Consider the following 14,711-nt stretch of genomic DNA (forward strand, 5'->3'; position numbering starts at 1 on the left):
AATGCTCGATCGGGATGATGCTTGGCTGGTCATGAGCTTTCTTGTCTTTGGCTTGGTTTGGCTAATGGATGTCTGGCGGAGCGGGCAGTGGCCCATGGGGGCGAGGGGGGAGGGGGTGTTGCTTGCTTTGTGGCCATGGTGGGCAGCACTGCTGCTGCTGTGGCTGCGTAGTTTTGCGCCAAGTGTACGGCTGTTGTGGTGGGGGGTATGCTGCGGAGCCCTTGGAGCCGGTGGCATTGCCATCTTCGAGCGAATGGTATTGGGCCAATCACGGGCCAGCAATGGAATGAATGCCATTCCTTTTGGCAACCTGGCGCTGTTATTGGGCACGCTGTCGTTGCTGGCCACGCTCTGGTGCTTGCGCCGTGGTCGACCCCAGCGTTGGTGGCTGGTCGCCGCGGCGTCGTTGGCTGCGCTTTTGGGCCTGAGTGGCTCCCTGCTCTCCGGTACGCGGGGGGGATGGATTGCGCTGCCTCTTCTGCTCCTGCTCGTCTATCGAGCAGCCCTTGGCATCATGCCTGCTCGGCGACTCAATCTATTGTCGTGTGGAGTGATGTTCACAGTGTTGCTCTTCTCACTGCTTCCGCAAAGCGGCGTGGTTGAGCGGGTGACGCTGGTAGCAAGTGAAGCACAGCGCTACTGGCAGCAGGATCGCCCCGGTAACTCCCTGGGAATACGTGTGGAGCTTTGGCGCGCAGGCGGCCTGTTGCTGATCGAGCGGCCGCTACTAGGGTGGGGAGAGGGTGGGGTCGAGGCGCAGCGTGACGTGCTTATCGCACAGGGCAGGATCTATGACCGGGTGGTCATACATGACCAGTTGCATAACGACATTATCGATACCGCCGCGCGGCGGGGATTAATCGGACTCGCGACACTGCTTGTCTTATATGGTGTCCCGCTTTGGCTCTTCTGGTCACGGCTACGGCGGACCGAGGCATGTGCGGGGTTTCAGCTGCTCGCCGTGGCCGGCATGATGGTTCCCATTGCCTTCTTTGCATTCGGCATGACGCAATCGATGCTCCGGGATGCGCGTGGGCTGAGCGGGTATCTCGGACTTTGCATTGCCTGCTGGGTGGCATTGCGAGCCTATGAAAAGCCGCGCTGATCGATTCAGGCGGTGGCAGTGCCAAAGCATGGTCTGGGGATCGCGGAATATGTAAAGATGAGGTCTTTCTCGACAGTAGAGCTAGGAGCCCGTTATGAACGAACGCAACGAAAATAGGCAGGAGCACCGTTTGCGTGAGGGTTACGAGCGTATGCTCGCGCGTATGCAGGAGGGGGCCGAGGAACTCTCATGGGAAAATCTGCAAAGGGATCTCGACGAGGCGGTGGAGTTCGAGTCCGAACTCGAGGAGTTCACCAAGGACGAACTGGCACTGCTGCGGGCCTGGGTCGAGCGCGATCTCAAGGATTTGCGTCGCTATCTCTCGGCGGGTGGCAATAGCGTGGCGAGCTGGCTGGGCATCGATCTATCGGTACTGTCGCGCCGGGTCAGCGAGGCACTGCTGTCGATTGCCGACCGTAGCCAGATCGAGCGCGAGCGACTGGACGAGGATCTGGAAGCGGCTCAGGCCGACTACTGCGAGGGGGAGATTGCCGCACCGGGGCGTATGGAGTGCGTGCATTGCGGCGCCCAGGCGACACTTGACGGGGTGCAATTGATCGAACCTTGTCATCAGTGCGGCCACCGCTACTTTGCCCGTGCCTCGACGGCTTGATCTCCCGTCATGGTTGCTACAACTGACAGTTGTGTCCTGATCGAATCTCACAACAGCTGATCGAGCAGGGCGATCGCGGCGACTACCGCCAGTGACATGACGAGGGCATAAGGGGCGTTGAGGCGCATGGTGCGATAGCCACTGATGCCATAGCGCCCCTGCAGCGAGAGATTGATGCCCGATAACGGTCCCACCGAGGTGCCTACCGCCCAGGAGGCCAGGGACACGAAGGCCAGAAGCGTATAACGGCTGCCCTCCAGGTCGAGCATCGAGGCCAGTATCGAGACGCCGATGATAGGATGTAATCCTGCAAGCGCGCTAAGCACGATCGCCACATAGCTAAGCGTCGCCTCGGTCGCCCCGAAATGGGCAAATAACACCCATTCACCACCGGTGGCGGAATCGATCAGCCCCGAAAGCCCCAGCGTGAACAGACCAGCGGCCAGGAACAGCGTGAGTTCGCCGCGCATGCCGGGTAGCCGTTGGCGGGTATGGTTGAGCAGTCTGCGCCGTGTCCAGGCCACGCCGCGAGGCAGGTTGGTGATCAGTGCCGCGGCAGGTAGCAGGAAGGTGATGATGCTGACAATGGTCAGCTCCGGCGTCAGACCATAGTGAAACAGCATCACCAGCGCGGCCATGACTATCGGCATCAGCAGGTTGCCTGGCGACATGGCGAAGCCCGGTGTCATGCTCAGGTCGAAGCGCCGCCCCAGCTCGAAGCTGGTCAACACTCCCGACAGGGCGCCAAGCGGCAGACCGAATGCCAGGATCCAGGCAAAGTCCATCTGTGGTGCCAGGCTCATGACCACGCCCATCGAAGCGAAGAACGGCGACCAGAACGCGGCACTCGAGAGGCCTCGGTTGAGCGCGAGCAATTGCGGTTCACTCAGCGATGGTTGGGCCTGGTCACGTTGGCCGGCCTGACTCAGCGCCTTGAGGCGGTCACCGACCATGAATACCGTGGAGAGGTTGAGGATCGCACCGAGTAGATGCACGCTCAGCCAGGTGCTGGCGGTGCCGCGCCGGCCATTGATAGTGCGCCGTTGTGGCCGAGCAGGTCCGATCAGGCTAATGAAACTCACCCCGACCAGCATGGCCACCACATAAGTATTGCCATGCAGCATACGAGGCCACGCAATCTCGGCGTGATAGTACAGGCTCGCCACCAGCAGCATGCCCAGTCCTAGTCCTGCCAGGATACCCGCCTGGCGACGTGTACGGGTGGGGATGTCGCGCCACAGCAGGAGGACCGCCAGCCATAGCGCATAGCCGACCGGCAGCGGGCTGAGTGGCGCGCCGGTAAAGAGCAGAATCTGCCACAACAATCCCCCCAAGATGATGAAGCCCGCGCAGGCCTGGCGAGAGCTGGACGCTTCGATGGGGCCCTGGGTCGGTAGCGCGTCCTGGCGGGGCATTCAGGTCTCCTTGGCAGAGAGTAAGTAAGTTAGCATCCTATGGATTCTGGCCCACGGCAAGCGACGTCGCTGTCAGCCCTTCGCTTCGTCGCTGCGAGCGCACTCCAGCATCTCCAGCATCGAGCGCGCGGCATTCGATAGCGTGCGGCTCTTGTGAACCAAGTAGCCCAGCGGCCGCTCGATAGGACGGTGGGCAATGGGCAGGACATGCACCTCATCATCGATCAGCGTCTCGGGCAGCACACTCCAGCCAAGCCCGATCGCGACCATCATTTTCAAAGTTTCCAGGTAGTTGGTGGAGAGCGCGACATTCACCTTGAGACCGTCCCGTGCGAACGTGTCGACGACGATCCCACGGGTGAAGGTCAAGTGGCCCGGCAGTACGGCGTCGTAAGCCGAAAGCGCCGAGAGTTCGAGCTGCTCGCGTCCTGCCAGGGGGTGCTCCCGGCCGCACACGAAACGTAGCCGGTCGATCCATACCGGAACCACGGTGAGTTGCGGATCGGGGGCCGGGGCTAGCGTGACCACTGCGATCTCCAGCTCACCATCGAGGACATCCTGATACGCCTGCTCGGAGTCGAGAAAGCGCATGTCCATGCGTACCTCGGGGTGCGCTTGGGTATAGGCCTTGAGAATCGGCGGCAGGCGATGCAAACCGACATGATGGCTTGTGGCCATGGTCAGACTGCCGCCCACGTCGCCGGCCAGGTTGGAGAGCGCCCGCCGGCTATCATTGACCATTAGCAGAATCTCGCGGGCGCGAGGCAGCAGCAGGCGCCCGGCTTCGGTCAGGGTGACGCGTCGTCCGATGCGGTCGAAAAGGCGACGGCCGAGTTGATCCTCAAGATTCGCGATGCGCTTGCTTACCGCCGGTTGCGTCAGGTGCAACTGCTCGCCGGCCAGAGAAAAGGAGCCACGATCGGCCACGGCGAGAAAGGCCTCTAGACTTTGAGTATCCATTAGTCACTCACTGCAGTTCCTGAATTCCATTTGGGAATTAATTGAATAAATAACATGAATTGATTTTATGAGTTGTGCGCCGTAACCTCAAGTCACGATAAACAGAGCGGCCTCGACGACGGCAGAGCGTCGGGCAATACCGTGGGAGACGAGAGATGGCAGGCCAGACGCTTTATGACAAGTTGTGGTCGCAGCACCTGGTAAAGGAGCGCGATGACGGCACTGCGCTGATCTATATCGACAGACAATTGCTGCATGAGGTCACCTCGCCGCAGGCCTTCGAAGGGCTGCGCCTGGCCTCGCGCAAGCCGTGGCGTCTGGATGCCAACCTGGCGACCCCCGACCATAACGTGCCGACTACGATTCTCGAGCGTGCCGAGGGCAATGCCGGAATCAAGGATCCCGTATCGCTGATCCAGGTCCAGACGCTCGACGACAACTGCGAGGCCTTCGGGATCGAAGAGTTTCGCATCAATGACGCTCGCCAGGGTATCGTGCACGTGGTCGGGCCGGAGCAGGGCGCCACATTGCCGGGGATGACCGTGGTCTGCGGCGACTCGCACACTGCCACTCACGGTGCCTTTGGGGCGCTTGCCCACGGTATCGGCACCTCTGAGGTCGAGCACGTCCTGGCGACCCAGTGCCTGCTGGCACAGAAGATGAAGAACATGCAGGTACGCGTCGAGGGCAAGCTCGGTGCCGGTGTCACCGCCAAGGACATCGTGCTGGCGATCATCGGCAGGATCGGCACCGCTGGCGGTACCGGCTACGCCATCGAATTTGCCGGCAGCGCGATTCGTGATCTCTCCATGGAAGGGCGTATGACGGTGTGCAACATGGCGATCGAGGCCGGTGCCCGTGTCGGCTTGATTGCCGTCGATGACATCACCATCGACTACCTCCGCGATCGCCCCTATGCGCCCACCGCCGAGCATTGGGACGCTGCCGTGGCCGAGTGGCGCCAGCTGGTCTCCGATGAGGAGGCCGTCTTCGACAAGGTGGTGGAGCTCGACGCCGCCGCAATCGAGCCCCAGGTGAGCTGGGGAACCAGCCCCGAGATGGTCACCGGCATCTCCGGTGAGGTGCCAGACCCCACCGAGGCACCGGATGAAACGGTGCAGCGGGGCTACACCCGAGCACTTGAATACATGGGACTTGCTCCACGACAGAAGATCACCGATATCCGTCTCGACAAGGTGTTCATCGGCTCCTGCACCAACTCGCGCATCGAGGACCTGCGCGAGGCGGCCAAGGTCGCACGCGGCAAGCGGGTGGCCAATAGCATCAAGCTTGCCATGGTGGTGCCTGGCTCCGGCCTGGTGAAACGCCAGGCCGAGGCGGAGGGGCTCGACAAGGTATTCATCGAGGCGGGTTTCGAGTGGCGCGAGCCGGGCTGCTCCATGTGTCTGGCAATGAACGCCGACAAGCTCGGCGCCGGCGAGCACTGCGCCTCGACCTCGAATCGTAACTTCGAAGGCCGCCAAGGCTACGGCGGGCGTACCCACCTGGTCAGCCCGGCAATGGCTGCCGCTGCCGCCATTGCCGGCCACTTCGTCGACGTTCGCCTGTTCTCTGGCGACACCCAAGCCGTTCAGGAGGCCTGAGATGGAAAAATTCGTACGCCAGCAGGGACTCGTCGCGCCTCTCGACCGGGCCAACGTCGATACCGACCTGATCATCCCCAAGCAGTTCCTGAAGTCGATCAAGCGCACCGGCTTCGGCGTCAACCTGTTCGACGAACTGCGCTACTTGGATGAAGGGCAGCCAGGGCAGGACTGTTCGACTCGTCCGCTCAACCCCGATTTCGTACTCAATCAGCCGCGCTATCAAGGGGCCAGCGTGCTCCTGACACGGCGTAACTTCGGTTGTGGCAGTTCCCGCGAGCACGCCCCCTGGGCTCTCGAGGATTTCGGCTTCCGGGTGGTGATCGCACCGAGCTTCGCCGACATCTTCTACAACAACGCCTTCAAGAACGGCATCCTGCTGATCACCCTGTCCGAAGAGGTGGTCGATCGGCTTTTCCAGCAGGTGGCGGCAAGCGAAGACTACCGCCTCGATGTCGATCTCGACAGTCAGCAGGTGATCACGCCCGAGGGTGAGACGTTCACCTTCGAAGTCGATGGTTTTCGCAAGCACTGCTTGCTCAATGGGCTCGACGATATCGGCATCACCCTGCAGGACGAAGACGCCATCCGTGACTTTGAGCAGCGCCACCGACAGGCACGCCCATGGCTGTTCCGCGACGCTGCCCGAGCACAGGGAGGTGTGTCATGAGCCGCCGCGTTCTGGTACTGCCGGGAGATGGCATCGGCCCCGAAATCACCCAAGAGGCGCTCAAGATATTGAAGGAGTGCCAACGCCAGGGGCTCGACGTGCATATCGACGAAGCGCTGGTGGGTGGCGCCGGTTACGATGCCACTGGCGAGCCGCTGCCCGCCGCCACGCTTGAGAAGGCCAAGAGCGCCGATGCCATCCTGCTCGGTGCCGTGGGCGGGCCCAAGTGGGACAAGCTCGAGGATCTGGCCAAGCGCCCCGAGAAGGGGCTGCTGGGGCTGCGCAAGAATCTCGGGCTGTTCGGTAACCTGCGCCCGGCGATTCTCTATCCACAGCTCGCCGAGGCCTCGAGCCTCAAGCCCGAAGCGGTCTCCGGGCTCGACATCATGATCGTGCGCGAGCTGACCGGCGGTATCTATTTCGGCCAGCCCAGGGGTATCGAGGAGCGCGACGGCGAGCGGGTCGGCTTCAATACCTATATATACTCCGAGAGCGAGATCGAGCGCATCGGTCGTGTCGCGTTCGAGATGGCGCAGAAGCGTGGCAAGAAGCTTTGCAGCGTCGACAAGGCCAACGTGCTCGAGGTCACCATCCTGTGGCGCGAGGTCATGGAGCGCCTGGCACCGGAGTATCCCGACGTCGAGCTTTCGCACATGTATGTCGATAATGCCGCCATGCAGCTGGTGCGAGCACCCAAGCAGTTCGACGTTATCGTCACCGGCAACATGTTCGGCGATATACTCTCCGATGCCGCGGCGATGCTCACCGGTTCCATCGGCATGTTGCCTTCGGCATCGCTCAACGAGAGTGGACAGGGCATGTACGAGCCCTGTCATGGCAGTGCACCGGATATCGCCGGCCAGGGTGTTGCCAATCCGCTGGCGACGATCCTGTCGGTAGCGATGATGCTACGCTACTCCCTCGATGAGCCGGCGCTCGCCCTGCGCATCGAGGAGGCGGTGGGGCAGGTGCTAGACGATGGCCTGCGTACCGCAGATATCGCTTATCCGGGGACGCGCCAGGTCAGCACCGCCGAGATGGGCGACGCCGTACTGGCGGCTCTGCAGGGTCGCGGCTGACGCAACGGCGTAAGCGCGTCCCGCTCGGTTTCATGGCGTTCGTGGCACCCGCGAATGCATGCGCTCGCAGAAGAGGCGGGCGCACCAATAGAATTTAGGAGGAGAGTGCACATGTTGAAAGTCGGTTTTGTCGGTTGGCGCGGCATGGTGGGTTCGGTGCTCATGCAGCGCATGAGTGAAGACAATGAATTCACCGGTATCGAGCCGGTATTCTTCACCACCTCCCAGGTTGGTCAGCCTGGTCCCGACGTCGGCGTGGACGTGCCCCCGCTCAAGGACGCCTTCGACATCGATGCCCTCAAGGCGCTGGATGTCATCATTACCTGCCAGGGTGGCGACTATACCGGCGAGGTCTACCAGAAGTTGCGCCAGAGTGGCTGGAAGGGCTACTGGATCGATGCCGCCAGCACGCTGCGCATGACCGATGACGCCACCATCATCCTCGACCCGGTCAACCGCCATGTCATCGATGCTCAGCTGGCCAGGGGCGCCAAGACCTTCGTCGGCGGTAACTGTACCGTCAGCCTGATGCTGATGGGACTCGGCGGGCTGTTCGAAGCCGATCTGATCGAGTGGATGACCTCCATGACCTATCAGGCCGCCTCCGGCTCAGGCGCCAAGCACATGCGCGAACTGCTCAACCAGATGGGAGCGCTGCGCGACAGCGTGAACAGCGAGCTGAGCGACCCGGTCAGCGCCATCCTCGATATCGACCGGCGGGTTGCCGCCTCCATGCGCGGCGGTGACTTCCCCATCGACAACTTTGGTGCGCCACTGGCCGGGGGGCTGCTGCCGTGGATCGACAAGCCGATGGAGAATGGCCAGACCCGTGAAGAGTGGAAGGGCAGCGTCGAGACCAACAAGATACTCGGCCTTGGCGATAACCCGATTCCCATCGATGGGCTCTGCGTGCGCATCGGTGCCATGCGCTCACATAGTCAGGCATTCACTATCAAGCTCAAGCGCGATGTGCCGATAGACGAGATAGAGGAGCGTATCGCCACGCACAATGACTGGGTGAAGGTCATCCCAAACGAGAAGGAGGCGACCCTTGCCGGCCTGACGCCAGCCGCCGTTACCGGCACGCTGCGCATCCCGGTCGGGCGTCTGCGCAAGATGGCCATGGGGGGCGAATATCTCACCGCCTTCTCGGTGGGAGATCAGTTGTTGTGGGGTGCGGCAGAGCCACTCAAGCGCATGTTGAAGATCCTGCGCGAACAGTAGCCTCACGCCACAGCGACGCCTGAACGCCTCCCTCACGGGAGGCGTTCTGTTTTGTGGCGATAGACGTGCGCTCACACCGAACTGGCCGCCCTTTACATGACCAGACCGAGACGACCGGGCGTGTTTCATCGCCCCAGGTCGCGAGCGACCGAGACGCAGGAAACCGCTATGAAACGCAAGCTGACGCTGGCCATCATGATGGCGCTATGGACTCCCGCAACGACCATGGCACTAGGCATTGGCGAGGCGGTGGTCGCCTCCACTCTCAACGCGCCGCTGCGAGCAGTGCTGCCGTTGAGCGACACGCAGGGAGTCGACCCTCGCGAAGTGCACGTATCGCTTGCCGAAACGCGCGCCTACGAGCAGGCCGGCATGATCCGCAGCCTGATCGCTAGCGGCATCACCTTCAGCGTCGAAGCCCAGCACGGCGGGCTCGCCGTTGTGATGCGCTCGGAGAGGCCAATCCGCGAGCCCTATCTCGATCTGCTGCTGGATATCGATTGGCAGACGGGTCGCCAGCTACGCCAGGTGACACTATTGTTCGATCCGCCCGGTTATGAGCAGCGCCCCGTGCTGGTCGCCGCCGGGTCGCCGCGTACCTCCCAGGCCATGGTGGTAGATCCCGTGGCGACAGCCCCCTCGGCGGCTCCCAGGTCACCGCTGACGTATCGAGAACCGCCTAATCGGGTTGAGGTGCGCAGCGGCGATACCCTCGGTGAGCTCGCCAGCCGCCTGCGTCCGGATACGTCTATCAGCATCAATCAGATGATGCTGGCGCTGGTCGAGGCCAATCCCGAGGTGTTTCCCACCGGCAATGTCAACGAGATGCGAGCCGGCGTCACGCTGAACGTACCGCCACGCGAGAGAATCGAACGCAGAAGCGGGGCCGAGGCGACAATCCCGCCTGGCGGCAATGGTGTCGAGGCGCAGCGCTCCCGGCTAACGCTGCTCAGTGATGCGGAGTTGGGCACGCTGTCGGACCCAGGGGGGCTGCAAGCCGCCAATGGCTCTCGGCAGACGACGCTGTCAGACGAAGAGAGTCGAGTCGAGCAGAGTCGAGCGGACGCGCTAGCTGATGAGGCGCTACTGGCCGGCTCGCTCCTGGCGAACGCTAATGCGCAGGAGACGCGACTGTTGAGGCTCGAGAACGAACTGCTGGCAAGCCAGCAGCAGGTGCAACGAGTGGGCGAGGAGCGCGAAGCGCTACAGCAGCGGGTTGAGTCCCTCAATGAGGAGCTGGCGACGTTGCGTGACCAGCTCACGTTATTGATCGCCCGCAGCGACGCCGCCCAGGCGGAAAGTGACGCCAACGCCGCTCGCCAGCTCGCAAATACGCCCTGGTGGGAGACGCTGGTTCGGAAGGTCAGTGAACGCGCCATGCTTCTTGGGGGTGGAGTTCTGGTCATCCTGCTGGCGCTCTGGGCAGTGGTGCGTCGTCGTCAGTCACGCGAGAGCGCGCCACATCATGTGAGTGATTCGCCCCGGATCGTCTCGAGGCCCAGGGTGGAGAGGCGACAGGTATCGCGCGAGCAGGCCGATGACAAGACGGCTGAAAGGCAGCTGACGCCGCTGCACGATGTGGCGCCGCAGGCGGAAGTCATCAGTGAGGTAGACATCTTCATCGCCTATGGCCGTTTCGATCAGGCAAGGGAACTGCTCGAGACCACTCTGGCGGTCGATCCCCAACGGCATGACCTGCGCATGAAGCTGCTCACGGTGCTGGTCGAGCAGGGCGATGCACGCGCGGCCCGGGCCGAGGCTGAGCGGTTGAGGCATTCCAGCGACCCGCAGTTGAGTGCCGAAGCCGAACGACTGCTGGCTTCTCTGCAAGATGAACCAGAGCCAGGCGCGCCAGAAGCAGAGCAAACGCCGCTTGACGAGCGTGAGCCGTCATTGCCAGAGCAGGGCGACGAAGCGCCTGAACCCGGGCCTGGGTCTCTCGCACTGGCGGCGTATCGCCAAGATCCGATAGCCAAGATCATCGATTATCGCCCACCGACACTGGTGCCGGAGCGAGACGGAGTGGCAGCGTCGGGGGAGACCCCCATGCAACCCACTGTCGAGTTCGATGTCCTGCCCCGGGACACGGCCGAGCAGTGGGAAATCGAGGAGGTAGCCTTCGAGCCCTCGCATCTGGATAATAAGCCCCCTGCCGCCGCTTCCCCGGAGGTAGCCTTCAAGCGTTAGGCGTGTCAGCCAGTCGGCGGGCAGCCAGGTCGAAACGGGGAGTCGGTGCGGTATCGAGCGCACGCGCCCCTTTCGTACAACCTCTGAAGAGCCCATGCCCCTGTTCGAACGACTCGACGACAATCAGCGGCTGACCGGCCGTCTAGCGGCCGCCATCGAGTATGATGGTAGCGCCTACTGTGGCTGGCAGCGTCTCAAGCACGCCCCTTCGGTGCAGGGCGAGCTGGAGAGGGCGCTGGCACGAGTTGCCGGTCTCCCCGTCACGGTGCACTGTAGCGGTCGCACCGACAGCGGTGTGCATGCCACTCGCCAAATCGTGCACTTCGATGCCCCCGTGCCACGCTCTCAGAAGGCCTGGGTGTTCGGGGCCAACGCCAACCTGCCGCGTGATATCGCCATCCGGTGGCTGGTCCCGGTGGCGGATGAGTTCCATGCGCGCTTCCTGGCGTTGGCGCGCCGTTACCGCTATGTGATTCTCAACCAACCGAGCCGCCCGGTACTCGAGCGTGCCAATGCCACCTGGTGTCGCGATCCGCTGGATGCCGATGTCATGCATCGTGCCGCCCAGGCGCTGGTGGGCGAGCACGACTTCTCGAGCTTCCGTGCCGCAGGCTGTCAGTCGAAATCGGCCTGGCGCAACCTGCACTTCATCGAGGTACATCGGCATGGCCCGCTGGTCGTCATCGATGTTCAGGCCAACGCCTTCCTGCACCACATGATTCGCAACATTGCCGGTGCGCTGGTCGCTGTTGGGCGTGGTGAGAAGGGTGAGGCCTATATCGCCGAGCTTCTGGCGCTCAAGGATCGTACCCAGGCCAGCGTCACGGCCCCGGGATGCGGGTTGCACTTCGTCGACTCGATCTACGACTCGCGTTTCGTGCTTCCCCGCGAGCCGCTGGGCCCCAACCTGCTTGCCTTCCTCGGTGAGTGGACCGGCGAGCGCGAGCTACCCGATTCGCCGTTGGTGCGCTTCCGACGTGGCCGGCCCATCGCTGCCGATGAAGGCCACGCCTCGTTGCCCGCCGGCGCGGTAGCGGCGGCCCTGGCCGCCTCCAGCCCCAAGGAGTGAGAGCATGACTCAGCCATTACGACGCACCCGCGTCAAGATCTGCGGCCTGACCCGTGAGCAGGATGTCGCCGCCGCCGTGACGGCGGGAGCCGATGCCCTTGGTTTCGTGTTGTGGTCCGGCAGCAAGCGCGCCATGGAGCCGGCCCGTCTGGCCGAGCTGCTCACGCAGGTACCGGCCTTCGTCACCCGGGTGGGACTGTTCGTCGATCAGCCGGCCGAGTTCGTCTCCCGCTGTGCCGGACAGCTCGACCTGTTGCAGTTTCATGGCGATGAGTCGCCCGAGTACTGCGCCTCCTTCGGTCGCCCCTGGATCAAGGCGCTGCGCATGCGCGAGGGGATCGATCTCGAGGCGGCGGCCAGGGACTATCGCCATGCCAGCGGACTGCTGCTCGATGCCTACAAGCCTGGCGTGCCGGGAGGCACCGGCGAAACCTTCGACTGGTCGCGAATCCCCGCAACACTGGGAAAACCTGTTATTCTCGCGGGAGGCCTGAGCGCGGCCAATGTCGCCTCGGCAATCCACGCCGTGCGGCCCTTCGCGGTGGATGTTTCCGGTGGCGTCGAGCGTTCGCCCGGTATCAAGGATCCCGCGCAGATAGACGACTTTCTGGCTCAGGTTCTCAACACCTGATCCTTACTTCAAGCGACCCTGCGAGGTATCTTTCGTGACTGCGAGGTGTTTCTCATGACTAGGTTCAGCGACCTGACCCGAATGCCAGACGCCCGAGGCCACTTCGGTCCCTACGGCGGCCGGTTCGTCTCGGAGACGTTGAGCTTCGCCCTGGAGGAACTCGAGAAGATCTATTATGGCCTTCGCGACGATCCTGAATTCCAGGCCGAATTCGACCGTGACCTGGCGCACTACGTCGGGCGGCCCTCACCGCTCTATCACGCCGAGCGTTGGTCGGCCAAGCTTGGCGGTGCGCAGATATGGCTCAAGCGCGAAGACCTCAATCACACTGGCGCTCACAAGGTCAACAACACCATCGGTCAGGCGCTGCTGGCCAAGAAGAGCGGTAAGCCCCGCGTCATCGCCGAGACCGGCGCCGGCCAGCACGGGGTGGCCACTGCCACCGTCGCCGCGCGCCTGGGCCTCAAGTGCGACATCTACATGGGTGCCGAGGATGTCGAGCGTCAGAAGCTCAACGTCTATCGCATGCATCTGCTTGGAGCCAATGTGATCCCGGTGCAGTCCGGTTCGCGCACGCTCAAGGATGCGATGAACGAAGCGCTGCGCGACTGGGTGACCAATGTCGATGACACCTTCTACATTATCGGCACGGTGGCCGGCCCTCACCCCTATCCGCTACTGGTGCGCGATTTCAACGCGGTGGTGGGGCGCGAGGCGCGCGAGCAGTCGCTCAAGCAGATCGGGCGCCTGCCGGATGCGCTGGTCGCCTGCGTCGGCGGTGGGTCCAACGCGCTGGGGCTGTTCTACCCCTTCGTCGAGGATGACGAGGTCGAGATGTATGGCGTCGAGGCGGGCGGCGACGGTATCGAGACCGGGCGTCACGCGGCACCGCTCAGTGCCAACGCCCCGATGGGCGTACTGCATGGCAATCGCACCTACCTGATGTCCGACGAAGGTGGCCAGGTGCTCGATACGCACTCGATCTCGGCTGGGCTCGACTACCCCGGCGTGGGCCCCGAGCACGCGCTATGGAAGGATGTCGGACGGGTGAAGTATGTCGCCGCCAATGATCGCGAAGTGCTCGAGGCGTTTCGTGAGCTGACCCATGTCGAGGGCATCATGCCGGCATTGGAATCTTCCCATGCACTGGCCCATGCCAAGCTGCTGGCGCCGACCATGCGCAGCGACCAGCACATCATCGTCAACCTCTCCGGGCGTGGCGACAAGGACATTCTGACCGTCGCCAAGATCGACGGCATCGAATTTTAAGGGCTGCCATGAACCGTATCGACCAACGCTTCGCCATCCTCAAGGAGCAGGGCCGCAAGGCACTGATCCCCTTCATCACCGCTGGCGATCCAGCGCCTGGCTATACCGTGGGCTTCATGCACGCCTTGGTCGAGGCCGGTGCCGACATCATCGAGCTGGGCGTGCCATTCTCCGATCCCATGGCCGACGGCCCGGTGATCCAGAAAGCCTGCGAACGGGCGCTTAAGCACGGGACGCGGCTGACGCATCTGTTCGAGATGGTGCGCGAGTTCCGCGAGAGTGATCGCGACACCCCGGTGGTACTGATGGGCTACCTCAACCCCATCGAGCGTCTGGGCTACGAGCGTTTTGCCGCTCAGGCCGCCGAGGTCGGCATCGATGGCGTACTCACTGTGGACATGCCGCCGGAGGAGACCGATGAGTTCGGCCCCGTGCTCAAGGCGAAGGGGATCGCCTCGATCTTCCTGGTCGCGCCCACTACCTCCGAGCAGCGCGCCGCGACAATATGTGAACATGGCGAAGGCTATCTGTACTATGTCTCCCTCAAGGGCGTGACCGGTGCGGCAACGCTTGACGTCGATGCGGTCGATCGCCAGCTTGCCCCCTTGCGCCGCATGACCGATCTGCCGCTGTGCGTCGGCTTCGGAATCCGCGATGGGGCCTCGGCGGCGGCAGTGGCCAAGGTCGCCGATGGGGTGATCGTCGGCAGTGCCCTGGTCAGCCGCATCGCTGAGGGAGCCGAGGATCCCGATGCCATTACCTCCCAGCTGAAGGATGTGCTGGGCGAGATGCGCCAAGCAATGGATGCCTGAGCGTCCGACGATGCTTGGCCAACGATTTCGATGACTCTTTCAATGACTCCAGTGCCTGGGCTTACCCGGGCCA

General features: G+C 63.0%; 13 protein-coding genes. 11 read left to right on the forward strand and 2 right to left on the reverse strand.

From position 1 onward, the window contains the following. Window positions 1-118 precede the first annotated feature (118 nt). Together HJD22_RS05500 and HJD22_RS05505 are read left to right on the forward strand one after the other, a co-directional pair. Entirely contained in the window at window positions 119-1,105 is a 987-nt protein-coding gene (locus HJD22_RS05500; protein ID WP_248730113.1) for an O-antigen ligase, read from the forward strand. A 94-nt stretch (window positions 1,106-1,199) separates the two neighbouring features. Continuing rightward, window positions 1,200-1,718, forward strand: a complete 519-nt coding sequence (locus HJD22_RS05505; RefSeq protein WP_208653757.1) for a zinc ribbon-containing protein — start codon at window positions 1,200-1,202, stop codon at window positions 1,716-1,718. A 47-nt stretch (window positions 1,719-1,765) separates the two neighbouring features. Here HJD22_RS05505 and HJD22_RS05510 read toward each other — a convergent pair whose 3' ends face one another. Beyond that, window positions 1,766-3,133: a hypothetical protein gene (locus HJD22_RS05510; RefSeq protein ID WP_248730114.1), complete on the reverse strand. Its 1,368-nt coding sequence runs from the start codon at window positions 3,131-3,133 to the stop codon at window positions 1,766-1,768. Window positions 3,134-3,205: 72 nt separating this feature from the next. Continuing rightward, the gene (locus HJD22_RS05515; protein ID WP_208653758.1) at window positions 3,206-4,093 is read right to left on the reverse strand and encodes a LysR family transcriptional regulator; all 888 of its coding nucleotides are present in this window, start codon (window positions 4,091-4,093) and stop codon (window positions 3,206-3,208) included. 155 nt (window positions 4,094-4,248) lie between these two features. Between HJD22_RS05515 and leuC the strand changes: the two genes are divergently transcribed. From leuC to trpA, 9 genes are all read left to right on the forward strand, one after another. Continuing rightward, on the forward strand, window positions 4,249-5,697 hold the full coding sequence (gene leuC / locus HJD22_RS05520; RefSeq protein ID WP_208653759.1) for a 3-isopropylmalate dehydratase large subunit: 1,449 nt from the start codon (window positions 4,249-4,251) through the stop codon (window positions 5,695-5,697). A 1-nt stretch (window position 5,698) separates the two neighbouring features. Next, window positions 5,699-6,367, forward strand: coding sequence for a 3-isopropylmalate dehydratase small subunit (gene leuD / locus HJD22_RS05525; RefSeq protein WP_208653760.1), 669 nt, complete (start codon window positions 5,699-5,701; stop codon window positions 6,365-6,367). Next, window positions 6,364-7,446 carry a 3-isopropylmalate dehydrogenase gene (gene leuB, locus HJD22_RS05530; RefSeq protein ID WP_208653761.1) on the forward strand — a complete coding sequence of 361 codons (1,083 nt, stop codon included), beginning with the start codon at window positions 6,364-6,366 and terminating at the stop codon, window positions 7,444-7,446. The genes leuD and leuB overlap by 4 nt, the downstream gene beginning before the upstream one ends. Before the next feature lie 111 nt (window positions 7,447-7,557). After that, window positions 7,558-8,670, forward strand: a complete 1,113-nt coding sequence (gene asd / locus HJD22_RS05535; protein ID WP_208653762.1) for an aspartate-semialdehyde dehydrogenase — start codon at window positions 7,558-7,560, stop codon at window positions 8,668-8,670. Window positions 8,671-8,838: 168 nt separating this feature from the next. After that, window positions 8,839-10,857: a FimV family protein gene (locus tag HJD22_RS05540; protein ID WP_208653763.1), complete on the forward strand. Its 2,019-nt coding sequence runs from the start codon at window positions 8,839-8,841 to the stop codon at window positions 10,855-10,857. 94 nt (window positions 10,858-10,951) lie between these two features. Next, a complete protein-coding gene (gene truA / locus HJD22_RS05545) occupies window positions 10,952-11,926 on the forward strand; it encodes a tRNA pseudouridine(38-40) synthase TruA (protein ID WP_208653764.1) in 975 nt (324 codons plus the stop codon). 4 nt (window positions 11,927-11,930) lie between these two features. Continuing rightward, window positions 11,931-12,557, forward strand: a complete 627-nt coding sequence (locus HJD22_RS05550; RefSeq protein WP_208653765.1) for a phosphoribosylanthranilate isomerase — start codon at window positions 11,931-11,933, stop codon at window positions 12,555-12,557. A gap of 54 nt (window positions 12,558-12,611) precedes the next feature. Then, window positions 12,612-13,826: a tryptophan synthase subunit beta gene (gene trpB / locus HJD22_RS05555; protein ID WP_208653766.1), complete on the forward strand. Its 1,215-nt coding sequence runs from the start codon at window positions 12,612-12,614 to the stop codon at window positions 13,824-13,826. A gap of 8 nt (window positions 13,827-13,834) precedes the next feature. Beyond that, window positions 13,835-14,638, forward strand: coding sequence for a tryptophan synthase subunit alpha (gene trpA / locus HJD22_RS05560; protein ID WP_208653767.1), 804 nt, complete (start codon window positions 13,835-13,837; stop codon window positions 14,636-14,638). Window positions 14,639-14,711 lie beyond the last annotated feature (73 nt).

This window comes from Halomonas sp. TA22 (genome assembly GCF_013009075.1).
In the GTDB taxonomy this organism is placed as follows: domain Bacteria; phylum Pseudomonadota; class Gammaproteobacteria; order Pseudomonadales; family Halomonadaceae; genus TA22.